Here is a 22,532-nt window from a genome sequence, read left to right as displayed (position 1 = left end):
AGGTCAGCTTCCGGCAGCGCCGTTGCCCGAGAGCACCGGGATGTTGTCCAGGATGTGCGACAGGGGCTCGTCGCCCTTCGCCTGGGTGGAGTTCTCGGTGCACTGCTGGTTCTGCGGGGCCGACAGGATCGGCACGTCCTGCAGGACGGTGATCGGCACCAGGCCGACGAGCGAGGCCAGGTTGGCCTTGACCGGCAGTCCGACACACGGCTTGTTCAGCGAGCCCTGCACGAGGGAGAGCTGGGGGCTCATCTTGCCGTGCGTGGCCTGGTTGCCGTACTTCTGGACGGAACCGTTGCCGTTGGCGGTGGTGACGCCGTCGTCGTTGCCGATGGCCAGCGCCTGGGGCGCGGCGGCGGCCGACAGACCGGCGACAGAGGCGGCAATGGCCGCGGTCGCCATCAGCTTCTTCATTTTCGTTCCCTTTCGGAGAGTGGCCCCCGTAACGGAGCCGCATATTCATCAACAGTGCGGTGGACGGTGCGGTTGCGGGGTTTGCCCCGATTGGCCCACAGTCTTTCCTCGGGACCGGAGCTACGCGCCGCCGCTGATGTGGCAGGGGTGGCGGGCCGCCGGGAAGACCGGCGGCCCGCTGGGTGATGCGGCAGATCAGCTGCCGGAAGCGCCGTTGCCCGAGAGCACCGGGATGTTGCTGAGGATGTGCGAGAGGGGCTCGTCGCCCTTCGCCTGCGTGGAGTTCTCGGTGCACTGCTGGTTCTGCGGGGCCGACAGGATCGGCACGTCCTGGGCGACCGTGATCGGCACCAGGCCGACGAGCGAGGCCAGGTTGGCCTTGGCGGGCAGGCCGATGCAGGGCTTGTTCAGCGAGCCCTGGATGAGCGCCATCTGCGGGCTCATGTCGCCGTACGTCGCCTGGTTGCCGTAGATCTGCGCGGCGTGGTTGCCGTTGGCGGTGGTGACGCCGTTGTCGTTGCCGATCGCCATCGCCTGGGGCGCGGCGGCAGCCGAAACACCGGCGACGGAAGCGGCGACCGCCGCGGCAGCCATAACCTTCTTGATCACTTGCTGGTCCCTTCTGGAGTAACCCCGTCCACCGGAGCGACCTGGACAACTCCGCCCGGCCCGCATAGTTGCTCCGATTCACTCCGATGGCCCATTCGGGAAGGTCGTTTGTACTACGCACGCGCGCGAGGCTTTCCGCGAATTACGGGCCGTCGAACGGGCCAACCGGGTGACACCTCGAAACCAATCGGCCCGCCTCCGGTTGATGCGGGAGCAGGAACACGCGTGTCTGCACATGAAAGGACCGGAGAAATGCTCAAGAAGGCAATGGCCACGGCGGCGGTCGCCGCTTCTGTCGTCGGTGTCTCGGCGGCGGGTGCCCCGCAGGCGCTTGCCATCGGCAACGACAGCGGCGTCACCACCGCCAACGGCAACCACGCCGAACAGGTGTACGGCAACGCCAAGGCCGAGGGCGACATGAGCCCCCAGGGCCAGCTCGTGCAGGGCTCGCTCAACAAGCTCTGCCTCGGGGTGCCCGTCAAGGCCAACCTGGCCTCGCTCGTGGGCGTCCTCGTGCCGGTCACCGTTCTGCAGGACGTGCCGATCCTGTCGGCCCCGCAGAACCAGCAGTGCGCCGAGAACTCCACCCAGGCGAAGGGTGACGAGCCGATCTCGCACGTTCTGGACAACATCCCGGTGCTCTCGGGCAACGGCGCCTCCGGCAGCTGATCGGCTGTCACGAAGACTGCCCGGGCCGCCCCGCCGCTCTGTGCGGCGGGACCGCCCGGGCTCTTCGGCGATATTTTCTGCTTTCCTTTTCTGTCTTTGTGAAGTGACGTTTCGCCACCCATTCCGCTCCGGGCGTTCGGGTGAAATACCGGAGAGTCGCACTTTCTGTAGTTTCTTCGTCCCCCGTCCTCTCGTTCAACAGCCCGCAGGTCATGGTGCGAGTCGTTCAGGCTGGGCTCGTCCGGTTTCGGCCGTCATTGGGCATGACCGCAGAGAAAGGGAAGTACGTGAAGCACAAGAAGAGTGCCGTCGTCATCGCCGGCGCGATCATGGCCATGGGCATGGGCGCCCCGGCCTTCGCCGACTCCGAGGCCGAGGGTGCGGCCGTCGGCTCGCCCGGCGTCCTCTCCGGCAACGTTCTCCAGGTGCCCGTGCACATTCCTGTCAACGTGTGCGGCAACTCGATCAACGTGATCGGCCTGCTGAACCCGGCGTTCGGCAACGAGTGCGAAAACGACTGACGTCGTAACGCACCAGCCGAACGGCTGAGTCACGCCGGCCTTGGACCGCATTCCGGTGCCAAGGCCGGCTTTTCCCACTTCTACCAGCAGAGAAGACAACAAAGTTGCGACAGACCCTGAGCAAGGGAATGGTCGCGGCCGCCGCCGCGACGAGCATCTTGTCCCTGTACGGCTCCCAGGCGTTCGCCGACTCGGACGTGCACGGGGTGGCGGCGGACTCGCCCGGAGTGCTGTCCGGCAACAACGTGCAGGCGCCGGTGGGCGTGCCCGTGAACGCGTGCGGCAACTCCGCGAACGCGGCCGCCGGCCTCAACCCGTCGTTCGGCAACTCCTGCGCCACCCCCACGGGCAAGCACCGCAAGCCGGACGGGCCCCGCCACGGAGCCCCGGCCGGATACGGCTCGGACCACGGCCACGGCTCCCACCAGGGATACGGCTCGGATCACGGTGGCGGCTCCGGTCACCACGGATCGGGCCACCACGGCGGCGGCCACCACGGCGACGGTTCCTCCACGCACGGCGGCACGCACCACGCGCCCGGCGTCGGGTCGGGCAACCTCGACGAGGCCCCGGTGCACGCTCCGGCGAACGCGTGCGGCGACGCCGCGGACGCGGGCGGCCTGCTGAACCCCGCGTTCGGCGCCAGGTGCGGGCACGACGGACCGAAGGGCTACGGCGACGACGACACCCCGCCGTCCGGGCCACCCTCCGAACCCCCGTCCGGCCCGCCGCACACCACACCTCCCTCCACCACCCCGCCGACGACCACGCCCCCCGAGACGGGCCCGCCGGGGACGGTGCCGCCCACCACGGGACCCCCGTCGTCGGTCCCGCCCACCACGGGACCCCCGTCGTCGGTCCCGCCCACCACGGGACCCGGAGCGCCGCATCCGTCGCCGCCCTCCTCGGGACAAGGCCCCTGGCCGGAGCTGGCGGCCACCGGCGTCGACGGGATGCTCGCGGCCTCCGCCGCCGGCGCGGGTCTGCTGCTCGGTGGAGCGATCCTGTACCGACGCAACCGGGCCGCGTCCCGCCGGTGACGACGCGCCGGGTGCCGGACGCCATACGTCCGGCACCCGGCGCCCTTCACCCGGCGCCCTTCACGTGACAGCCGGCGGCCGGGCGGTCAGCGGCCCGCCGCTCCCAGCACCCCGCGCCGCTCCCGCGCGCCGGGCACGGGCAGGAGGGCCGGTCCCGTACGGAGCCGGCGCCGCACTCCCCGTACGAGGGTCCGGGCCGTGAACGAGGCGCCGTGCACGAACCGCATGGCCGGGCCGAAACCGGCCGCCGTGACCAGGCCCGCCATGAAGAGCCCCGGCCAGGACGACTCGAACTCCCGCCCCACGTAAGGGGATCCGTCGGGTGACGCGGTCAGGCCCTCGTGCACGTCCGCCGTCAGGATCCCCAGGCGTTCCCTGGTCGGTCTGAACCCCGTGGCCGCGATGACGTGTTCGGTGTCCAGGGACGCCGGCCCACCGGTCGGGCCGAGCATCTCCAGGCGTACGCCGCCTCCGGACCCGTACGCCGTCGCGATCTCGTGGCCCAGCAGCAGCTCGACGGACGGCTCGACCCGGTCGCGGATCCACCAGGCGCCCGCGGGACCGAGGGCCGTGGTGGCGATCCGGGCGCGGGTGGGCTCGGGCAGGCGGCGGAACGCGCCGGGGCGTTCGGCGTAGAACCAGTTGCGCCAGCCGGGGCCGAGACCGCTGTGCGGGGCGCGGGCCGACTGCCACCACGGGCGCTCCCAGGGCGGCGGAACGTCGTTCCAGGAGAGGCCGGGGGCGCGGGCCACGATCCGGACGCGGGTGCCCTGTTCGGCGAGCAGGGCCGCCGTCTCCAGCGCGGCCTGGCCGCCGCCGACCACGGTGACGTCCTTGCCCGCGAAACGGTCCAGGTCGCTGTGGTGACTGCTGTGCGAGACGTGTTCGGGCGCCAGGCCGCGCAGAGCCGCCGGGACCTCGGTGAAGGGGAGCACGCCGACCGCCAGCGCGACCGTCCTCGCGCGCACGGATCCGCCGTCCTCGGTGACCGCCTCGAAACCGCCCGGGCAGGGGTGGACGTGCGCGATCGTGCGCTCGTCCACCTCAGGGACCGAGTGCCGCGCGAACCACAGCCCGTACGCGGCGAACACCTCGACCGGGATGGGCGCCCCGTGCCGGGCCTCCACCCCCTGCTCCGCGCAGTAGGCGGCCAGGCTCAGGCGGCCCTCCGGATCCGACAGGTTGGAGGCCCACGGTTCGGACTTGAGGAACATGCCGCGGGGCATGTGGTCGCGCCAGGAGGCCATGGGCCGCCCGAACACCCGAAGGCTCAGACCGGCCGCCGCGGCATGGGAGGCGATGGACAGGCCGTAGGGGCCGGCCCCCACCACCAGCAGGTCGTACATCAGTGACTGCTCGCTTTCTCGTCGTCGGACAGGGGACTCGCGGACTGGGGACTCGCGGACAGGGGATCCACGGGCAGGGGATTCACGCCGGAGGTCGCGGGCGGTCGTACCGGGTGCGCGTCGGTGACCGGTGCGCAGGCCGTCCGGCGGATGCCGTCCAGCACGCGCCGGGCCGCACGCCTGCCCACATGCCGGGACCACAACGCCCACAGGGCCGCACCGGGCGCGAGGTCGTCCCGGGCGTGCCAGGCCAGCTCGGTCCCGCGGCGGAACGCGGCCGACAGCGGCGCGTAGTTCTCCACCACGAAGGTCCGGCCCGGCAGGGGGACGGGCGACGGCGGCGGACGGTGGGTCAGGTCCAGGTGCAGGGCCCGCACCACGTCGAGCCCCGCCCCGTCGGCGAACAGCCGGAACTGCGCGCCGGGCCGCGGATTGAAGTCGAGCAGGTGATACGCGCCGGTCGAGCCGTCGCGGCGGAAGTCCAGGTCGAAGATGCCGCGGTAGCCGAGGTGCGAGACCAGCCGCTCGGCCGGCGCCCGCACGGCCGGGTTCACCGTCCAGCGGCCCACCGCGGTCAGGCCCGCGCCGCGCGGCCAGGCCAGCTGCTTGCGGCCCGCGCCGCCCCCGCGCACCGCCCCGGACCGGTCCGCGTACCCGTGGAAGAACCAGTCCCGGTCGGGACCCGGCGGCAGGAACGCCTGGAGCAGCAGCCGGCTGCCCGCCTCCTCGGCCCGCCGGCACAGGGCCCGCGCCTGGTGGGCGGAGGTCAGTACCGTCGTGCTGCGCAGGTCCGAACCGGCGGGCAGCAGCCAGGGACGGCTCCACTTCGCCACCACCGGCAGCCCCAGCCGCCAGGCCGCCGAGGCGGCCTGCGCGGGACCGTCCGGGACCAGCGTCACCGGGTGCGGGATGCCCGCGGACGCGCACACGGCGGCCAGCTCCGCCTTGTCCGCGACCCGCTCGGCGAGACCCGGGGGAGCGAGGGGCAGCAGGAAGCGGGGGGAGAGCTCGGCCCGCAGCCGGTCCACGGCCACGGCGCTCGCGTCATCCATGGGGATCAGTACGGCGGGCCGGCCGACCCGTGCCGCCACTCGGCGCAACGTCGAAGCGATCTCGGACGGCGGGGCCCCGGGAGCGGGCGGTGGATGCATCCGGCACACAAAACGGGAACCGCGCACCGGACTTCCGGCGGAATCCGCGACCAGGTGTACGTCGATTCCGGCCCGGCCGAGCGAGCGTACGGCTCCCAGCGTGCCGTGGTGAAAGGGATTTCGGTCGGTGCGCAGCAGTACGGCGGGCACGCGGGTGTCGAAGGACGGCATGGGTTTGTTTCCTTGGGATCGCTTCTGATTCTTCGCTTCTGGTTTCTCACCCGTGCGGGTGAGCGGGTATGTCCCCGGCGCCCGGCCTCGGTTGGCGCAACGCGCATTCATATGACTGAGTGTCAGTGGACGGTGGAAATGAAGCGCGAGGAGTGGACATGGCCCCACTGCAACGGACCCGAACCAGACGGCCGGCATACGTCGCCGCCGTACTCACCGCCGGACTCTTCGCCTCGGCCGCCCTCGCGTCCGGGACGGGGTACGCGACGGCCGCGAGGGCGGGGGAGCCGCCCGCCCCGCCGCCGACCGCGCCCACCGGTGTCGTGGCGCCGGTCACCGCGCCGGCCGTCCCCGGACAGGCGACCCCGCGGCCCGCGCCGCCGAAGGGCCCCGAGAACCCGGCCTTCGGCGCCTACCTGGACTACGGGCCCCGCGGGGTGGCCCGGATCGCCGAGCTCAGCCGCTGGCTGGGCGGGGCCGACCTGCGCGTGGCGCACACGTATCTGCCGGGCGACCGCTGGAGCAACATCGAGGGCCTGCCCGGATTCCTCGACGCCTGGGCCCACTGGCGGCGGGAGGAGACCGACCGGCTCTTCGTCCTCAACGTCCCCATGCTGGAGCGCAACGAGGAGGGCGTCTCCGACCGGGAGGTGCGCGGCCTGCTGCGGCGGGGCGCGGCCGGGGAGTTCGACCACCACTTCCGCAAGCTGGCCGAGCGGCTCGTCGAGCTGGAGGTGCCCGACACCGTCATCGTGCTCGGCTGGGAGATGAACGGCATCACGTACACCCATCGCTGCGGGCCGGACCCGGAGGCCTGGAAGAAGTACTGGGACAGGATCGTCACCGCCATGAGAGCGGTGCCGGGGCAGAAGTTCCGCTTCGACTTCACTCCGAACCGCGGCCGGGACGCCATTCCCTGGACCCAGTGCTATCCGGGCGACGAGACGGTCGACATCATCGGCATGGATTCGTACGACCAGCCGCACGGACAGTCATTCGACGAGGCCGTCTCGGAGCCCTACGGCCTCCAGGCACACGTCGACTTCGCGAAAGCGCACGGAAAGCCGATTTCCTATCCTGAATGGGGGCTCTTCCGAAACGGCGACAACGCGACCTACATGAAGCGGATGCTCGCCTGGCTGGACGAGCACAAGCCGCTGTACAACACGCTCACCGACTACTGCCCGCACGGTGTGTGGCAGTGCGACGACAACCCGGAAGCCTCGGAGATCTACCGGTCCGTGCTCTTCGGCCGCACCGATCCGACTCCGAAGCCGACGGCCCCGCCGCCCAGGCCGACCGATCCGCCCAAGCCCACCGAGCCGCCGAAGCCCACCGACCCGACGCCCGAGCGGCCGTCGAACTGCTCGCCGGTGGCCCTGGGCGACTGGGTGGAGTACTGGCTCGGCGGGAAGCTCTGCCTGCGCTTCGACTGGTGGTCGCGCAACCGCTGACCCGACGGCGGAGGGGGCGGCGGCGGGCCTGTCACGGCCTGCCGCCGCCGCGGTCCCTCCAGCCGAGGAACCGGTCGAGCAGCTTCTTGCCCCGGCTGCGGGCGGCCACGTCACAGACGGCGGCGGACATCAGCGGCGACGTCCGCCGCCGGGCCAGCAGGAAACGCTGGTTGACGACGGGCTGCGGGCGCCAGTGGTGCTTGTAGGGCTCGTTGCCGCGCAGCAGGCTCAGCACCCGGCGCCCGCCCGTCCCGCCGCCCGCTCCGGTGTGCTGGGCGCAGGCGTGCAGCAGCATCGTCGCCACGTCCGCCTTGCGCTCCCGCAGCTGCGGATGCGCACCGTACAGATAGCCGCCCGCCAATCGGTCCGACAGGAGCGTCAGGTCGACCGCCACCACGGTGCCGTCCACCCGGAACTCGGTCACCACCGCGTCCCCGGCGCGGACCATCGGCCCCACCGAACGGATCAGATGTTCGGCGAAGCGATCCTGCAGATGCTCGGTGGTCACCTTCCGGCCCTGCCACTGCAGCCGGTGCAGCTCCAGAAGTCTGCGCAGTGCCGTGTCGACCTCGTCGGGGCGTACGGCCCGCCGTTCGACCCCCAGCGTGGACAGCTTGCGCAGCTTGGCACGGACCCGCTGCTGAGCCTTGGCCGTCGCCAGCCGGCCGATCAGGTCGTCCATCGGCACGGCGGGCAGCTCCAGGCACAGCGAGTCCGGCACCTGCCGCCGGGGCCCGCGCCAGCTCGCGTACACCCGCTCCACCGCGCCGCCGGGCCGTACCTCACGGAAGTCGATCAGCGCGGTGCGCGCGGCCGTGGCCAGCCCGTCGGCCAGGGCGGCGGCGGCACGGTCGGCGTGGTCGCCGTCCTCGATCAGCACGTCCCCGAAGTCGGAGATCGATCCGCCCAGCGGCACCAGGGCCGGCCACGGCTGCCGTACGAGCATCAGCGGGGCGGCGGCCACCAGGTCGGCGCCGTCGCGGACGAGCACGAGCCGGAGCCGGCCGGGCGTGCCGTACGAGAGCCACCACGAGTGCAGCCACGCGTGGCTCTGGAACGGGGTCGCCGTGCCGCAGCGCCGGTACAGCCTCCCCCACTCCTCGGCCAGCCGCCCGAACTCCCGCTCGTCCGTGCACAGTTCCGTACGCAGCTCGGTCAGCGGCCGGGTCCGCGGCGCGGCGGCTCTCACAGCTGTCCGTGGACGTCGGCGGCGGTGGCGGGGCCCGGCACCGAGGCCGTGGGCGCGGCCCCCGGGGCGCGGCGGGGGCGCACCAGCAGCGCGAGTCCGCCGAGCAGTCCGCCGGCGCTCGCGCCGACGAGACCGGTCATCGTCGCGGACGCCGAGGACGCCTCGGTGGGTTCGATCGCCCGGGAGAACTGCAGCAGTTCCACATGCGTGCTGTCCTCGGTGTCGTTCGCGTGCCGGGTCAGCGAGCGCGACACGGCGTTGGCGATGTCCGCGGCGAGGTCGGGCCGGGTGGAGGTGGCGGTCACGGCGACCATCGGCGCGTCCGGCGAGGTCGCGGTCCGCACGCTCTCCCGCAGGGTCGACACCGGCACGTCCGCCCACACCTGGGCGTCCCCGAGCACCGCGAGCTGGGTGGCGACCCGCCCGTAGGCCTGCGCGAAGCCGAGCGCCGCCGCCGGGTCCGACTGCTCGGTGGGCACGGCGATGACGTAACTCGTGGCGGTGTACTGCGGTGTCTTCAGGACGCCGTACGTGCCGCCGAGCACTCCGCCGAGGAGGGCGCCCGCGGCGAGCAGGGACCACGGCGGCAGAGCCCTGGCCCGCGCGAGTGCCGTTCCCGGCCGCCCGGTGATACGGATGGGGTTGTCGGTCATGCGGAACTCACTCCCAGAGTTGCGGCCGTGTAGATGTCCATGAGCCGGTCGGCACTGCGGGCGATGCTGTAGTGGTGGGCGGCCTCCGGCGCGGAGCGCGGCCCGGGGTCCTGCGCGCGGGCCTGCCGCACGGCCCGTACGAAGGAGTCCGCGCTGCCCTGCACCCGCCGGGCGAACGGCGCCGCGTTCCGGGGGAGGTCGTCGACGGCCGGGCAGGAGACGTAGAGCACGGGCAGGCCGGCCGCCAGGGCCTCCACGACGGCGAGTCCGAAGGCCTCCTCCGCGGACGGCGAGGCGAGGAGGTCCATGGCTCCGGTCAGGGACGGCAGATCGAGGTCGGGGCCGCCCGGAGCGCCGTGCTGCGCGGGCCCGTTCGGGCGCTCGCCCGTGAGGAGCACCCGGTCCGCGACCCCCAGGTGCTGCGCCGCCCGTCGCAGTACGTTCTCCTCCGGGCCTCCGCCGACCAGCAGCAGCCAGACGTCGTCCGGGAGTTCGGCCAGCGCCCGGACGAGCACCTCGAACCGTTTGCCGGCCGTCAGCCGCCCGACACCTCCGACGACGTACGCCCCCCGCGGCAGCCCCAGCCGCCGCCGGGTGCGCTCGCGCCGGGCCGCGTCGAAGCGGAAGCGGTCCACGTCGATGCCGTTCGGCACGACCTCGATGCGCGGGCCCGGCACCCCCCAGCGGCGCAGCCGTTCGGCGACCGTGGGCGAGACCGCGACCGTCGAGCGGCCGAGGCGCTCGCTGGCCAGATAGAGCGCCCGGACGCCCGGGGTGAGGCGGCGGCCCTCCATCTGCGAGTCGCCGAGCGAGTGTTCGGTGGCCACGACGGCCCGCACCCCGGCGAGCCGCGCGGCGGTCCTGCCGTACACGCAGGCCCGGTAGAGGTGGGTGTGGACGAGGTCGTAGCGGCCGCGGCGGATGAGCCGGGCCAGACGCGGGAGCGCCGCGAGGTCCCGGTTGCCCTGTATGCCGAGGTGGGTGACGCGCACACCGTCCGCGACGAGGCCCTCGGCGACCGCACCCGGGTTGGTGAGGGTCACCACGTCACACTCGACGGGCAGGTTCCGCACCAGCAGCCGCAGTTGCTGCTCGGCCCCGCCGACACCGAGCCCGGTGATGACGTGCAGGGCCTTCACCGGCTCTCCGTCACGGTGTCGGCGGCGGTGTCGGCGCCGGTGCCGAGGTCGGTCAGGGGCACCGGGCGTCGGCGCAGCCGGGCCAGGCGGTACTTCAGCTGCAGCCGCCAGGAGGTGTCGTTCTCCCCGATGTGGACCCGGGGCAGGGCGAAGACGCCGGTGAGTGGGCCGGGGTCGATCGCGCACGCGTAGCCGTACCCGGCGGCCCGGACGGCGTCGGCCACCCGCCGGTCCACCGTCCCATACGGGTAGCACAGGCCCTGGACGGCACGGCCCGTCAGCTCGGAGAGCAGGGCCCGGCTGCCACCGATCTCGGCGCCGAGCAGCGCCTCGTCGGCCAGGGTGAGGTCGACATGGGTGAGACCGTGCGAGGCGATCTCCAGACCCTCGGTGTCCGCGAGCCGGCGGATGCCGTCGGCGGTGAGGAGGGGTTTGCGGGGGCCGAGCGGGTCCCACTCGTTCGTGCCGCCGAGCCGGCCCGGCAGGACGAACACGGTGGCGCCGAAACCCCAGCGCCGCAGTACGGGCAGGGCGTTGCCGGCGAAGTCCGCGTAACCGTCGTCGAAGGTGAGGCCGACCAGGCCCCGGGCCTCGCCCCGGGCGCGGGCCGCGAGCAGGTCCGCCACGCCCACCCCGCGCAGGCCCCGGCGGTGCAGCCAGCCCAGCTGCCGGTCGAGGCGGTCGGGGGAGACCGTGATGCGGTACGGGTCGTCGGAGCAGTCGCCCACCGAGTGGTACATCGCCACCCACAGGGGCGCCGCGGCCGGGCGGGTGCGGATGCGGCTCTCGGCACGGGGAGCGCCGGTCGGGCCGATCGGGTCGGTCGGGTCAGCGGAAACGGGCATGCGGCAGCCTTCGGGTGACGGAGCGGAGGGCGGTTCGGAAGGCGGGTGCGACGGCCTGGACGCCGAGCAACCGGAGCAGCAGTACGTAGACGAGGGTGACGGTCAGACCACCGGTGAACAGGGCGAGCGCGGGCGAATCGAAGCGGCTCGCGCACAGGGCGCCCGCCACGGCCGCGCACCCGGCCGCGCGGAGCGGCTTGGTGAGCTCGTGGACGACCCGGCGGGTATGGATCGGCACGCTGCGCCGCTCGTTCATGCCGGACAGCAGCAGCGCCGCGGTGAGGGTGATCCCGATCGCGTTGGCGGCGGCGATCCCGGACACCCCCCAGGCACCGACGGTCGCGGCGCCGATCCACGAGGTGGCCACGATGCCCGCGGCCATCGCCGCGAGGGGGTACCAGGTGGGCCGGCCGGCCGAGAAGTACGTCCGGACGAGCGCGCCCACGAGGGTGTGGCCGAGCAGCCCCACCGAGTAGACCCGCATGACGGTCGCCGTAGCCGCCGTGTCCCGCGCGGTGAACGCGCCGCGCTGGAAGAGGAGTTCGATGATCTGCGGCGCGCACGCGAAGACCGCGGCGGCGCCCAGCAGGACTATGCACGCGGCGACCGAGACGTCGTGCTCGACCCGGTTGCGGGCCCGCTCGGTGTCGCCCTCGGCGAGCGCCTGCGCCAGCACCGGGAAGGTGACCGTGCACAGCATCAGCGAGAGGGTCATGGGGATCTGGGCCACCTTCTGCGCGTAGTTCAGGTGCGAGATGGCTCCGGAGGGGAGGTTGGAGGCGAGGTAACGCTCGATGAGGACCTGCGACTGCCGGCAGAGGGCGAAGAGCAGGACCGGGGTGACGAGGGCGAGATTCACCGAGTGCGTCACCGATCGCTGCGCGCCCTGCCCACCCTGCCCGCCCTGCTCGGACCGCTCGGCTACGGGGTCTTCGGTGCCGGCACCGGGGGCCTCTGGGGGTTTGGTGAGGGCGACTTCGGGAGCCGGGGCCGGGGTTGCCGTCGCAGGCGACGTCGAGGTCGAGTTCGGGTTCGACGTCGAAACCCCGGGCCGGTGGCGGCCGAAGAGCTGTCGTACGAGGGCGGGAAGCTGTGCCGCCACCATCAGGCAGCCGCCCAGCGCGACACCGATGGCGGCCGACCGCACGCCCCAGTGGCCGCCGAGGACGAACATCGCCGTGATGATGCCGGTGTTGTAGGCGACGTAGATGGCGGCCGGGGCCAGGAAGCGGCGATGCGCGCGCAGTGCCGCGCTGCAGTATCCGGCGAGCCCGAAGCTCAGGACGCAGGTCGCCGTCAGCCGTGTGCAGTCGACGGCGAGCCCGGGGTCGGGCAGTCCCGGCGCGAGTCCCGCGACCAGGTAGGGCGCCCCGGCGATCAGCAGTGCGGAGACCCCCACGAGGGCCAGCGCGATACGGGGCAGTGTGGAGGCGACGAGCGCACGGACGGGGTCCCCGCCGCTGCCCCCGGTTCCGCGTGCCCGCCGTGCCACGGCCAGGCTGAACGCCGGGACCAGCACGAAGGCCATCCCGTCCTCGATCAGCAGCGTCGCCGCGACCTCCGGCACGGTCCACGCGACCAGGAAGGCGTCGGTCTCGGTCCCGGCCCCGAAGAGATGCGCGAGCGCCTGGTCCCGGCCGAGACCGAACAGGGCGCCCGCGATGGAGAGGGCGGCGGTGACGAGCGTGGCCTTGGCGAGGAACCCCCGGGTGGGCGGGGTGACTCCGGCGGTCCCGCCTCCGGTGGGCGTGCTGCCGGTCGAGACGGTCGCGGAAGCGGCGCCGGCCGGGGCGGCCCCGCCGGGCGCGGCGTCGGCCGCCGCCACGCGGGCACCGGGCAACTGAACGTCGTCCCCGACCCCGGTCCCGGCCGTGGCGTCGCCACGCTCCACGGCCCCGGCACCCGCGCCGTGCGTCTCAGTCCCGGCCCTGGCTCCGGTGCCGGGACCGGCTCCGGTCCAGGTCCCGGCTGTGGCTCCGGCCCCGGCCGTCATCCTGGCTGCGGCTGCGGCTGCGGCTCCGGTCCCGGCTTCTGCCCCGGTCCCGGCCGTGGCGTCGCCGCGCTCCACGGCCCCGGCACCCGCGCCGTGCCTCTCGGCCTCGGTCCCGGCTCCAGCTGCGGTCCCGGCCGCGATCTCGGCTGCGGTTCCGGCTGCGGTCCCGGCTCCGGCTGCGGCCCCGGCCCCAGCCGCGATCCCGGCCCCGGACCGGCGGCGGCCCTTTCTCGTCGTCGTTCCCTCGTCCTCGGCTCGGGAAGGCGTCACCGTCATCGCGTCCCAGCCCCTTCGTGGGCGTCGTCGTCCCTGTGGGCGTCTTCGTCGGCCAGCGACCACCACGCGGCGAGGCCGAGGACCAGCGCGGTCAGCACGGTCGAGGGGCCGCCGATGTCCGCGTACACGAAGTCGACCAGCTGCCAGACCAGCAGCCCGCAGGCGACGAGCGCGCAGTCGAGGCCGCCGGAGCGGTCGGAGCCGCTGGTGACGTCGGAGGCGGCGGAACCGTCCGGCGGGCGCCGTGTGCGCAGGAGCCGTCTCAGTCCGAGAACCAGCAGCGCCAGCCAGCTTCCGGCCAGCGCGAGCAGCCCCAGCAGACCCTGCTCGCTGAGGACCAGCAGATACATGTTGTGCGGTGAGAGGAGCGGCTGACGTCGGAAACCGGCACCCGCCCCGTCCGTGTCACTGCCCGAGGACAGCGCGAGTGAGGCGTGCCCGTCGCGATGGTCCGGGAAGCCCTTCAGTCCCACTCCGGTCAGCGGTTGATCGCGCCACATGTCGACGGCGGCCGTCCACATCGTGTACCGGTCGGTCACCGACTGGTCCGGCGCGTCCGCGACCTGCGTGATGCTGCCGATCCGCTCCTGGAGCATCGCGGAGCCCACCCCGAGCCCGCCCACCAGGACCACCGTGGCCGCCGCCACCGCCGCGAACACCTGCACGGCCCGCCGCAGTCCGGCGAGTACGAGCTGCGCCCCGCACGTCACGGCCGTCGCGATCCACGCGCCCCGGCTGAACGACAGCGCGAGCGGCAGCAGCAGCGCCAGCGCGCACACCGCCGCTGCGGTCCGCTGCCGCGCGGGCCCGGACCCGAGCGCGAGTCCGAGCGCGCACACCAGCCCGAACGCCACCACGGCCGCCATGCCCATGATGTCCGTGGCCCCGAAGGTGCCCACGGCCCGGATCATCTCGCCCTGGTACGAGGCCCCGGTCCCGGTCACGAACTGATGGACCCCGAGCGCCCCCTGCCACAGCGCGAGCCCGACGAGGGACCAGGCGACCAGACGCGCGTCACGGCGGTCGCGTACCAGCAGCGTCACCGCCGTCGGCACCAGCACGAAGATCTGCAGATAGCGCACGAGCCCCTCGGCCCCCACCCCGGCCGAGGACGCGCCGGCCGTCGCCACCGCGATCCCGACGACGGGCAGCCCGAGCACGACGGCCGCGGTACGGGACAGGGGGCGCCGCCGGCCGCGTACGAGACGCAGTGCGCAGCACACCACGACCAGCCCGGACACGGCGTCCGCGAGGGTGCCGCCGCCGTCCCCGGAGACCGGCAGCGCGAGCATCACGATCAGCGCGATCACGGGCAGCACGGGAAGGAAGCGGCGGGGCGCCGCGGCCACGGCGGCGACCAGCGGCGGGGCGGGCAGGACCTGGGTCACCGGTTCAGCTCCCCGTCGGACGCACGAGCGAGACCGCGGTGCGCGCCAGGATGCAGACGTCCTGCCAGAGCGACCAGTCGTCGATGTAGGCGTTGTCGAACCGGCAGCGGTCCTCGATCGAGGTGTCGCCGCGCAGTCCGTGGATCTGCGCGAGCCCGGTGATCCCGGTACGCATCCGGTGGCGGGCCGCGTAACCGGGGTACGTCTGGCTGAACTGGCCCACGAAGAAGGGCCGTTCGGGGCGCGGCCCCACCAGGCTCATGTCGCCCCAGAAGACGTTCCACAGCTGGAGCAGCTCGTCGAGCGACGTCCGCCGCAGGAAACGGCAGAACCAGACCATCTCGTGCTCGTTCGCCACGCTCCAGCGGGTCGCCGCCTCGTGCGCGTCGACCGGCCGGTGCGTACGGAACTTCAGCAGGGTGAACGGCCGCCCGTCCTTGCCGATCCGCTCCTGCCGGAACACCACACCGGGCCCGTCGACGGCTCGCAGCACGATCGCGCACACCAGCAGCACCGGGCTGACCAGCAGGAGCAGGGCCCCGGAGACCAGCACGTCGAGCAGGCGCTTCCCGGCGCTCCCGTACCGGCGGCCCATGGGCAGCCGACGGCAGGCGAACCCGGCGAGCCGGCCGGCCCGCCCGTACGCCGGCGCGTCCGGGCGCACCTCCCACACGGCGCAGCCCGACTCGCCCAACGCCCGCAGCAGCGAGGCCTGTTCGGGCCAGCCGGACGCGCCCACGGCGAGCACGTCCTGCACGCCGTTCTGGATGAGGGCCCGCTGGACCTCCTCGCCGCTGGTCAGCACCGGCAGCCCCTCGCCGTCGCTCGCCTCGTCGGCGACGACGCCCACCGGCCGTACCCCGCAGTCCGGATGCCGCAGGAAGGCGGCCGCCACCCGCTGCGCGTCGACGGTGCGGCCGACCACCAGGGCCGCGCGCGGGCGCCGCAGGAGCGCCCGGCGCCGGTGCCCGTGCACGACGCCCCGGCCCGCGCAGCTCACCAGCGACTGCACCGCGCAGCCGAGGACCAGGACGCGGGCGGACAGCGCGTGCTCCGGGGAGTACGCGGCCAGCAGGGCCGCGAGCGCGCACCAGCCCACCGCGATCCGGGCGCAGACGGCGGGCAGTTCGTCCAGTGGAGCCGGTACGGCGGGCGTGGACGTGGCGCGGTACAGCGACGCGTGCGCGTTGAGCCGGAGCACCGCGAGCACCAGTAGGGCGAGCGGAAGCGGATGCGCCCAGGGCAGGGCCAGGGCGCCGCCGGCCAGCGCCGCGCCGATGTCCACGGCGGGCAGGGGCAGCCGTGAGGGCCGCCGGGCGAAGGGCCGTCTGCCGCTCGTGGATCCGAAGCCGCCGACGGCCCCGCGCGGCGGGATGACCGAGACGGGCGAGCCGGACGGGACGGACGGGATGGATGAGACGGACGGGATGGATGAGACGGACGTGAATCCGTGGTCCGCCGCCCGCGGCCGGCCGCCGGGGGAGGGAACGGTACTTTCCGCAGTCACGTGTGGATGGACTCCCTGTACTCGGTGTGGTCCACGCCCGTGTCCCGCCCGGTCGGCCAGGTGCCGATCAGATCGCGGTACACGTCGGCGACGGCCGCGGCCGTGCGCCGCACGTCGTGCGTGGTCGTTGCGTACCGGCGTCCCTGATGACCGAGCGACTCGCGCAGCAGCGGGTCGAGAAGCAGCTCGGCGACGGCCCCGGCCAGCGCGTCCGGCCGCTCGGACGGCACCAGGCAACGTGGCCCCTGGCCCGGCGGCAGGCTTTCGCGCGCCCCGTCCACATCGGTGATCACGACGGGCCGTCCGCAGGCCATGGCCTCCAGCGGCGCCAGCGCCATGCCCTCCCAGCGGGACGGCAGGACGATCAGATCGGCGGCCTGGTACCAGGGCGTGGCATCGGTGACGGCCCCGGCGAACAGCACGGACGGGGGAGCCCCGGCCCGCAGTGCCCGCGCGTCCGGCCCGTCGCCGACCAGTACGAGCCGCGCGGCCGGCACCCGCCGGGTCACCTCGCGCCACGCCTCCAGCAGGACGTCCTGCCCCTTCTGCCGGCACAGCCGCCCGACGCACACGACGAGGGGGGCCGTCGCGTCGACCCCTTCGAGCAGCGGAATCCCGGCCCGTACGGTCTCCACGGCCGCCGGGTGGAAGCTCTCGGTGTCGATGCCGTTGGGGATGACGCTCCACCTGCCCCTGATCCCCGACCGCTGCCCGGTGCGCCGCTCGGCCTCGCTGACGCACACCGTTCGCGAGGCCCAACGGGCGCCCAGCCGCTCCCAGTTGAGGGCGAGGAGCCCGGTGGCCCCGCCGACCGCCTCGAACGACCAGGCGTGCGGCTGGAACACGGTCGGCACCCGCCCGCGTACGGCGAGCCGCGCCGCGAGTCCGGCCTTGGCGCTGTGCGCGTGCACGACGTCGGGCCGTACCTCCCGTACGAGCCGACGCAGACTTCGTACCTCCTGGGCGAGCGACGGCCCCGGCGAGCGGGTCGCCTGCCAGTGCCGTACGTCCGCGCCCAGGAGTTCGGCCGCCGTCGCGAGGCCGCCGTCCGGCGGACAGGCGACGGTGACGCCGGCGCCGGCGGTCAGCTGGGCCCGCACCAGGTCGGTGACCACACGGCCCACCCCGCCGTCGACGGGCTGGGAGACGTGCAGGACCCGTGGCCTCGGTCCTGGGCCGGTCGGTGACAGTCGCATGCGGGCTTTCCTCGCGGAGTCGGGAACAGGGGCGGGAGGCGGGCCGGGAGACGGATCGGGAGAGGGATCGGGAGAGGGAGACGGATCGGGAGAAGAGGGGCAGGGCATCAGCGCTTCGCGTCGACGGCGACGAACAGCGCGCCGGCCCAGGCCGCGTCCCGCCGCGACTCCAGCCGGAAGTCCAGCCGGTCCCCGCCGCGCCGCAGGCCCTCGCGGAGATCGAGGACGTCGGAGTCGTACCCGAGCGTGTTCGGATACGAAGGCGTCCGCGGGGAAGCCGTCCCGTCGGACTCGCCGATCGTCGAATTCAGTACGTCGTCCCGGGGGTTGGCGCTGTTGCCGAGGGGGACCGCCTCGCCCCACCCGTCCGACACGGTGAGCGAGTCGCCGGTCCGCCCGCGGTCGCCGTTGTAGGCGACGAGCCCCGCGCGACCGGTGGCCCCCTCGGGGAACGGCAGGTCGTCCACCCGGACCACCTGGTCGTCATCCGGTCCCACCGGGCCGAAGCCGTCCCAGATCGCCAGATGCCGCAGCGGCTCCGACTCCTTCTCGTACGCCACCATCAGCGTCCAGCCGCCCCACGCGCCGGCCGCCGAGTGCCCCATCGCCACATTGACCTGCGCCACGGTGTACGCGCCCGCGCCGCTCGACCGCACCAGCCGCGTGACGTCCGCCGAGGCCTGGAAGGCGTCCGCGCCGTGCGCCACCCGGTGCCCGGTGAGGGTGTCCGCGAGCACCTCCTGGTACCGGCCGCCGGGCTCGGCGATCAGCACCCTTCCGTTGTCCTTGGGCGGCTTCTGTTCGCCGACCAGCAGATTGCCGCCCCAGTACAGCCGCGCGTACGAGACGCGGGCGCCCGGCGGCAGGGGGACCTCGGCGCTGCTGGAGTTGTAGGTGTTCGGGTCCTTGTCGATGTCCGTGTAGAACATGTCGAAGCCGTCGTTCGCGACCGCCAGGCCCGCGCGGGCGGCGGGGCACGACACCGCGGTCGGCGCGACGGGCGTGCGGCAGGTGATCGACGAGTTGGCGGCCCGGACGATCCCGCCGTGCGCGAGTGCGCGGTACCGCTGGGTGAAGGTCAGGCTCTTTGCCTCGGCGGGCGGTGCGACCGTGGTGTCCGGCGGGACAGGGACAGCCACGACAGCCACCGCCGGTCCGCCCGGCGCCCACAGCGAGGCGAGGGAAAAAGCACCCACCATCCCACGGCGCAGCAGAAGACCCAGGGAATTGCGCATGACCGGCGTTGCCCTTTCGGGGGGAATCTCGGCGGCGGAGGTTCTGGCCCTTGCGGGCGTACGAGAAGGGGACATCGGCGGACGGGACGTGGACATCACACGAGTGCCGACACGACTCCCCGTCTGCTTCAAGCGATCTGAGGTGATCTGAGCTGATCTGAGGTGATCTGGAGCGGTCTGAGATGATCTGAGGAGGAACGCAACTGTAGCCGCTATCCGTATTTATCCGTGAAACCCGCCAAGTGTGTCGGAATCGTGTGCATGCCTCGGAATAACCTCCTGGCTCGCTTCTGGTAACGGGCCGGAGCGTCACTCTTTTGGAGGCACAACCCGCGCCCGCGCCACGCGTTGATTCCAGAGCCGGGCATCCCGCCCGGTTGTTGTTTCAATCCCAAGGAGCACCTCTCCATGTCGCGTATCGCGAAGGGCCTGGTCTTTACCTCCGTTGCCGCCGCCGCCATGGCGGGCACCGCCGGCATCGCCGCCGCCGACAGTGACGCGCAGGGCGCAGCCGCCCACTCCCCGGGTGTCCTGTCGGGCAACCTGGTGCAGGTCCCCGTCCACGTGCCGATCAACCTGTGCGGCAACACCGTGAACGTCATCGCGCTGCTGAACCCGGCGTTCGGCAACGAGTGCGAGAACGACTGACGTCGAAGCCCGGCCCCTGATCGGCCGTCCTCCCCTCGGGGAGGGCGGCCGATCCGCGTTGCCCCGAATGGAGGGAGGGGCCGCAAGTGCGTTCGGCGGGGCCGGTCATGGCGGCTCATCAGGGACAACGGTCGGGGCGGTGGGAGCGGGCCGCCGCGGTGCCCGTCCGATCGGTTGCAGGCGGCGGTCACCGATTCCACGGTGAGTACAGGACCCGACGCATCATCGAAAGGACCCTCCATGCGTGCTCTGTCCGCGCGGCGTACCGCGACCTCCGCGCTCTGCGCCACGTTCCTGCTGGGGATCGCCGGACCCGTCGCCGTGGCCGCCGACCACGACCCGGCGCGCGACGCCCGCGCCGCGGCGGCCCCTGTCACGGCGGTGTCCGCGGCGGCGGTCCGGGCACCGGTGCCCGAGGCGGACGCCCTGCTGGCACAGACCGCAGCTCTCGGCGATGTCGCCGGAGTGCTGAGGCCGGTCACCGACCTGCTCACCGCCGCGCTCAAGGCCGACAGCGGGAAGCTGCCCGCCGCCGACGCCACGAAGCTCGGCGGCGCGGTGAAGGAGGCCATCGCCCAGGCCACCGCGTCGGCCCCGGCCGCTCCGCAGACCCCGCCGGCGAAGACACCGGCCGAGCCGCAGACGCCGACCGCGCCGAAGACGCCCACCGTGCCGCAAACGCCTGCCGAGCCGCAGACGCCCACCGAGCCGAAGCCGCCTGCGGAGGCGAACTCGCCGGCCGATCCCGAGATCCCGGCCGCTCCGCCGGCGATCCTGCCGGCGCTTCCCGGTGCCCCCGCGCTCCCCGCCCCGGACACGGCCGGCCGCGTGGCCGCGCCCGACCTCAGGGCCGACGCGCTCAAGGCCCTGCAGAGCTCGGTCGATTCCCTGGTCGAGGCGGCGGTCGCCGGTGACGCCACCGCTCTGGGGACGGCCGCCAAGCAGACCGTGTCCGGCCTGGTCAACTTCGTCGCCGCGGTGGCGGTGGGCGGCGCTCTGCCCGCACCGAACCTGCCGGGACTGCCCAAGCTGCCCGCGGACGGGCCCGCACAGTCGGGGAGCGGCGGCTGAGGCGAAGCAGCCACCGCCCCGGCCGTCGGGCCGGCCCGTCACCCGGGCCGGCCCGACGGCTGTTTCACACCCTGTTTGCACAATATTTCAGGGTTCTCATATGAGGGGTCCCATTTGGTGATGAAACACAGCCTTCAATCGGGTGGGTTCCAGGAATTTTCAGCGTTCGGGGTTTCCGTCCAGACGAGGGGTCGTTGGGCAGGAAGCAGTGCGAGAGCAGGCATGCACCGTGCCTGAACACTGAGAATTCCCTCTGGTGACGCGAGTCACCGATGAAAGGAACACGATGAAGTCCCTGAAGGCCGCCGCTGTCGTTGCCGGGTCCATGGTCGTCGCTGGTGTCGCCGCGCCCGCCTTTGCCGCCGACCTCACGCCCCCCACGAGCCTCAACGGCGGCCTCGACTCGGCTCTCACGCAGCTCACCACCGAGCCGGTGGACGCCATGCCCCTGCAGTCGCAGTCGAGGGCGCTCGACACGGAGAACCAGGACTCCGCGCTCAGCACCCTCAGCGACGCGACGGACGCCCTGAACTCGGCGGGCGGGCCCACGGGCCTCCTGGGCGGTCTTCCCCTCCAGAAGTGACGACGGGCCCGTACGGAAGTGACGCGGGCCGTACGGAAGTGACGCGGGGCCGGTTGCGCGTCGGCGCGGACCGGCCCTTCGCGTCGGCGGTCCCGCCCATTCGCCGCGTTCCGGCTGTTCCTTTCCCGTGTTCGGGCTGTTTCCCTCTTCCTGTCCGTTCGACCCCGTCCCTCGTTCGTGTGGAGACCTTCATGGAAATCCCCCGGGCGGGTGAGAAAGGGAGCGGACGCATTCCGACACGCCGATACGGTTCCGCGGTGACCTCAATCTCAAGCGAAACGCGCCCTTTTCCCGCCGCGGACCTCGGCACCCTCGTCGTCATGGCGTGGAGCGGCGAACAGCCCGACGGCGACATGCCCTATCTCCTGGCGTACTCCCTCGGTGACGGCGCGGGCGGCCCCGAGGGCTCCACGGCAGCCGTCGAGCAGCTGCTGAAGGCCAACGGACTGCCCCTCGGCGACGAGGTCGTCGACGCCACCCGACAGCCGAGCTTCCCGGTCCGCCTCCTCGTCGAGTCGGGTCAGGCCGTCGTCAGCATGACCCAGCTCAACGCCCAGTGCCCCGTACCGCCGGAGTGGCTCGCCGCGGTCGGCGAACGCGGCTACGCCTACTTCCTGTTCACCACCCGCCCGTGGCCCGAGGCTGAGCCGGGCAAGCCCGTCGAGCCGGAGGCCCTGGCCGCCTTCGCCGGCGACGAGGAGACCCTGAACAACGCGGCGCACGCCCTCGTCCCGGCCCGCAGCCTGCGCGCCTGACCCCACGCGCCGCGCCCGACCACGCGGTGGGACTTTTGGACGAGCTGAAGATTGCATCGACCGGGGGAATTTTGACCGGATCCCGTGCGCCGGGTCGTTACCCGTTTCGGACGCACCCTCCCGAATCCCGAAAGGCCCGTGCCTGAGATGAAGTCGACCACCCGAGGAACTCTTGCCGCCGTCGTCACCTGTGTGGCGGCCGCCGTCGCGACGCCCGCTGTCGCGGCCGACGGGGTTCCGGTCGCCGTGCCCCTGGAAGGTGTGGAGCACTCCCTGAACATGGAGATGCCCAGGATCAGCGGCACCGTGCCGCTGATCACGCCGGGCAGCCCCGACGGGCCCCGGTACGTCGAGGGCCGGCTGCTGCCGGAGCGGGCCCTCCCGCAGCTGCCGGTCACCAGCGACCTGCCCTCGCTCGACCTGCGTACGCCGCTGCCGCGCGTGCTCGGGGACACCTTCGACCACCTCGCCGCCAGCACGCCCACCTCAAGTCTGCGCACCCTGACGCCCGGCGCCTCGCTGGACGCCCCGCTGACCGCGCCGCGCGCGGACATGCTCGGTCTCCCGGCCGCGAAGCTGCCCCAGGTGGCCCTGCTGGCCCCGGTCCTCCAGGCGGCACCGGGGGCGACCCTGGGCCTCGCTCCGGGCCTGTAGGCACCGACAGCGCGGACAGGACGTA

At 73.2% G+C, this 22,532-nt stretch carries 22 protein-coding genes; 9 read left to right on the top strand and 13 right to left on the bottom strand.

Going from position 1 to position 22,532, the window contains the following annotated elements; translation table 11 throughout:
* Nucleotides 1–3 precede the first annotated feature (3 nt).
* Nucleotides 4–414: a rodlin gene (locus ACH4DZ_RS06975; protein WP_398285895.1), complete on the bottom strand. Its 411-nt coding sequence runs from the start codon at nucleotides 412–414 to the stop codon at nucleotides 4–6.
* A gap of 195 nt (nucleotides 415–609) precedes the next feature.
* On the bottom strand, nucleotides 610–1,023 hold the full coding sequence (locus ACH4DZ_RS06970; protein ID WP_189775724.1) for a rodlin: 414 nt from the start codon (nucleotides 1,021–1,023) through the stop codon (nucleotides 610–612).
* Between the two features lie 252 nt (nucleotides 1,024–1,275).
* On the opposite strand from ACH4DZ_RS06970, the gene ACH4DZ_RS06965 reads away from it, so the two are divergent.
* The 3 genes from ACH4DZ_RS06965 to ACH4DZ_RS06955 all read left to right on the top strand — a co-directional run bounded on the left by ACH4DZ_RS06965 (nucleotide 1,276) and on the right by ACH4DZ_RS06955 (nucleotide 3,253).
* Entirely contained in the window at nucleotides 1,276–1,692 is a 417-nt protein-coding gene (locus ACH4DZ_RS06965) for a rodlin (RefSeq protein ID WP_398285894.1), read from the top strand.
* 263 nt (nucleotides 1,693–1,955) lie between these two features.
* Nucleotides 1,956–2,213 (top strand): chaplin, encoded by a 258-nt coding sequence (locus ACH4DZ_RS06960; RefSeq protein ID WP_398285893.1) that lies wholly within the window; start codon nucleotides 1,956–1,958, stop codon nucleotides 2,211–2,213.
* 104 nt (nucleotides 2,214–2,317) lie between these two features.
* The gene (locus ACH4DZ_RS06955; protein ID WP_398285892.1) at nucleotides 2,318–3,253 is read left to right on the top strand and encodes a chaplin family protein; all 936 of its coding nucleotides are present in this window, start codon (nucleotides 2,318–2,320) and stop codon (nucleotides 3,251–3,253) included.
* Nucleotides 3,254–3,339: 86 nt separating this feature from the next.
* Here the strand turns inward: ACH4DZ_RS06955 and ACH4DZ_RS06950 are convergent, their stop codons facing one another.
* A complete protein-coding gene (locus tag ACH4DZ_RS06950; protein WP_398285891.1) occupies nucleotides 3,340–4,599 on the bottom strand; it encodes an NAD(P)-binding domain-containing protein in 1,260 nt (419 codons plus the stop codon).
* A complete protein-coding gene (locus ACH4DZ_RS06945) occupies nucleotides 4,599–5,921 on the bottom strand; it encodes an ATP-grasp domain-containing protein (protein ID WP_398285890.1) in 1,323 nt (440 codons plus the stop codon). Before ACH4DZ_RS06945 ends, ACH4DZ_RS06950 begins: the two co-directional genes overlap by 1 nt.
* Before the next feature lie 158 nt (nucleotides 5,922–6,079).
* On the opposite strand from ACH4DZ_RS06945, the gene ACH4DZ_RS06940 reads away from it, so the two are divergent.
* On the top strand, nucleotides 6,080–7,375 hold the full coding sequence (locus ACH4DZ_RS06940; protein ID WP_398285889.1) for a glycoside hydrolase family 26 protein: 1,296 nt from the start codon (nucleotides 6,080–6,082) through the stop codon (nucleotides 7,373–7,375).
* Between the two features lie 31 nt (nucleotides 7,376–7,406).
* On the opposite strand, the gene ACH4DZ_RS06935 is transcribed toward ACH4DZ_RS06940, so the two are convergent.
* The 9 genes from ACH4DZ_RS06935 to ACH4DZ_RS06895 form a co-directional block, all read right to left on the bottom strand.
* Complete coding sequence (locus ACH4DZ_RS06935; RefSeq protein ID WP_398285888.1) at nucleotides 7,407–8,564, bottom strand: GNAT family N-acetyltransferase; 1,158 nt, start codon at nucleotides 8,562–8,564, stop codon at nucleotides 7,407–7,409.
* Entirely contained in the window at nucleotides 8,561–9,217 is a 657-nt protein-coding gene (locus ACH4DZ_RS06930; RefSeq protein WP_398285887.1) for a lipopolysaccharide biosynthesis protein, read from the bottom strand. Before ACH4DZ_RS06930 ends, ACH4DZ_RS06935 begins: the two co-directional genes overlap by 4 nt.
* On the bottom strand, nucleotides 9,214–10,356 hold the full coding sequence (locus tag ACH4DZ_RS06925; RefSeq protein WP_398285886.1) for a glycosyltransferase: 1,143 nt from the start codon (nucleotides 10,354–10,356) through the stop codon (nucleotides 9,214–9,216). Before ACH4DZ_RS06925 ends, ACH4DZ_RS06930 begins: the two co-directional genes overlap by 4 nt.
* Complete coding sequence (locus ACH4DZ_RS06920; RefSeq protein WP_398286222.1) at nucleotides 10,353–11,096, bottom strand: polysaccharide deacetylase family protein; 744 nt, start codon at nucleotides 11,094–11,096, stop codon at nucleotides 10,353–10,355. The genes ACH4DZ_RS06925 and ACH4DZ_RS06920 overlap by 4 nt, the downstream gene beginning before the upstream one ends.
* An 88-nt stretch (nucleotides 11,097–11,184) precedes the next feature.
* Nucleotides 11,185–13,470: a murein biosynthesis integral membrane protein MurJ gene (gene murJ, locus ACH4DZ_RS06915; protein WP_398285885.1), complete on the bottom strand. Its 2,286-nt coding sequence runs from the start codon at nucleotides 13,468–13,470 to the stop codon at nucleotides 11,185–11,187.
* Complete coding sequence (locus ACH4DZ_RS06910; RefSeq protein WP_398285884.1) at nucleotides 13,467–14,858, bottom strand: O-antigen ligase family protein; 1,392 nt, start codon at nucleotides 14,856–14,858, stop codon at nucleotides 13,467–13,469. The genes murJ and ACH4DZ_RS06910 overlap by 4 nt, the downstream gene beginning before the upstream one ends.
* 4 nt (nucleotides 14,859–14,862) lie before the next feature.
* Nucleotides 14,863–16,365, bottom strand: coding sequence for an exopolysaccharide biosynthesis polyprenyl glycosylphosphotransferase (locus ACH4DZ_RS06905; RefSeq protein ID WP_398285883.1), 1,503 nt, complete (start codon nucleotides 16,363–16,365; stop codon nucleotides 14,863–14,865).
* On the bottom strand, nucleotides 16,362–17,561 hold the full coding sequence (locus ACH4DZ_RS06900) for a glycosyltransferase (protein WP_398285882.1): 1,200 nt from the start codon (nucleotides 17,559–17,561) through the stop codon (nucleotides 16,362–16,364). Before ACH4DZ_RS06900 ends, ACH4DZ_RS06905 begins: the two co-directional genes overlap by 4 nt.
* A gap of 107 nt (nucleotides 17,562–17,668) precedes the next feature.
* Nucleotides 17,669–18,796: a DUF3344 domain-containing protein gene (locus ACH4DZ_RS06895; RefSeq protein ID WP_398285881.1), complete on the bottom strand. Its 1,128-nt coding sequence runs from the start codon at nucleotides 18,794–18,796 to the stop codon at nucleotides 17,669–17,671.
* A gap of 408 nt (nucleotides 18,797–19,204) precedes the next feature.
* Here ACH4DZ_RS06895 and ACH4DZ_RS06890 point away from each other — a divergent pair, with 408 nt between their 5' ends.
* The 5 genes from ACH4DZ_RS06890 (at nucleotide 19,205) to ACH4DZ_RS06870 (ending at nucleotide 22,507) form a co-directional block, all read left to right on the top strand.
* Nucleotides 19,205–19,444 carry a chaplin gene (locus ACH4DZ_RS06890; RefSeq protein ID WP_398285880.1) on the top strand — a complete coding sequence of 80 codons (240 nt, stop codon included), beginning with the start codon at nucleotides 19,205–19,207 and terminating at the stop codon, nucleotides 19,442–19,444.
* 240 nt (nucleotides 19,445–19,684) lie between these two features.
* Entirely contained in the window at nucleotides 19,685–20,515 is an 831-nt protein-coding gene (locus ACH4DZ_RS06885) for a hypothetical protein (protein ID WP_398285879.1), read from the top strand.
* A 286-nt stretch (nucleotides 20,516–20,801) separates the two neighbouring features.
* Nucleotides 20,802–21,098 (top strand): hypothetical protein, encoded by a 297-nt coding sequence (locus ACH4DZ_RS06880; protein ID WP_398285878.1) that lies wholly within the window; start codon nucleotides 20,802–20,804, stop codon nucleotides 21,096–21,098.
* Between the two features lie 257 nt (nucleotides 21,099–21,355).
* Nucleotides 21,356–21,853, top strand: coding sequence for a DUF5949 family protein (locus tag ACH4DZ_RS06875; protein ID WP_398285877.1), 498 nt, complete (start codon nucleotides 21,356–21,358; stop codon nucleotides 21,851–21,853).
* Between the two features lie 147 nt (nucleotides 21,854–22,000).
* Nucleotides 22,001–22,507, top strand: a complete 507-nt coding sequence (locus ACH4DZ_RS06870) for a hypothetical protein (protein ID WP_398285876.1) — start codon at nucleotides 22,001–22,003, stop codon at nucleotides 22,505–22,507.
* Nucleotides 22,508–22,532 lie beyond the last annotated feature (25 nt).

The sequence above is a fragment of the Streptomyces sp. NPDC017991 genome, assembly GCF_044328075.1.
Taxonomy (GTDB): domain Bacteria; phylum Actinomycetota; class Actinomycetes; order Streptomycetales; family Streptomycetaceae; genus Streptomyces.
The sequence above is the reverse complement of the archived record's forward strand: the minus strand, read 5'-3'. Positions and strand labels throughout refer to the sequence as shown.

Bases quoted from the DNA above. Each gene is read 5' to 3' on its own strand.
- ACH4DZ_RS06870 (WP_398285876.1), top strand. From the start codon at position 22,001: ATGAAGTCGACCACCCGAGGAACTCTTGCCGCCGTCGTCACCTGTGTG.
- ACH4DZ_RS06900 (WP_398285882.1), bottom strand. From the start codon at position 17,561: ATGCGACTGTCACCGACCGGCCCAGGACCGAGGCCACGGGTCCTGCAC.
- ACH4DZ_RS06950 (WP_398285891.1), bottom strand. From the start codon at position 4,599: ATGTACGACCTGCTGGTGGTGGGGGCCGGCCCCTACGGCCTGTCCATC.
- ACH4DZ_RS06880 (WP_398285878.1), top strand. From the start codon at position 20,802: ATGAAGTCCCTGAAGGCCGCCGCTGTCGTTGCCGGGTCCATGGTCGTC.
- ACH4DZ_RS06920 (WP_398286222.1), bottom strand. From the start codon at position 11,096: ATGTACCACTCGGTGGGCGACTGCTCCGACGACCCGTACCGCATCACG.
- ACH4DZ_RS06930 (WP_398285887.1), bottom strand. From the start codon at position 9,217: ATGACCGACAACCCCATCCGTATCACCGGGCGGCCGGGAACGGCACTC.
- ACH4DZ_RS06885 (WP_398285879.1), top strand. From the start codon at position 19,685: ATGCGTGCTCTGTCCGCGCGGCGTACCGCGACCTCCGCGCTCTGCGCC.
- ACH4DZ_RS06960 (WP_398285893.1), top strand. From the start codon at position 1,956: ATGACCGCAGAGAAAGGGAAGTACGTGAAGCACAAGAAGAGTGCCGTC.
- ACH4DZ_RS06975 (WP_398285895.1), bottom strand. From the start codon at position 414: ATGAAGAAGCTGATGGCGACCGCGGCCATTGCCGCCTCTGTCGCCGGT.
- ACH4DZ_RS06895 (WP_398285881.1), bottom strand. From the start codon at position 18,796: ATGCGCAATTCCCTGGGTCTTCTGCTGCGCCGTGGGATGGTGGGTGCT.
- ACH4DZ_RS06945 (WP_398285890.1), bottom strand. From the start codon at position 5,921: ATGCCGTCCTTCGACACCCGCGTGCCCGCCGTACTGCTGCGCACCGAC.
- ACH4DZ_RS06890 (WP_398285880.1), top strand. From the start codon at position 19,205: ATGTCGCGTATCGCGAAGGGCCTGGTCTTTACCTCCGTTGCCGCCGCC.
- ACH4DZ_RS06940 (WP_398285889.1), top strand. From the start codon at position 6,080: ATGGCCCCACTGCAACGGACCCGAACCAGACGGCCGGCATACGTCGCC.
- ACH4DZ_RS06965 (WP_398285894.1), top strand. From the start codon at position 1,276: ATGCTCAAGAAGGCAATGGCCACGGCGGCGGTCGCCGCTTCTGTCGTC.
- murJ (WP_398285885.1), bottom strand. From the start codon at position 13,470: ATGACGGTGACGCCTTCCCGAGCCGAGGACGAGGGAACGACGACGAGA.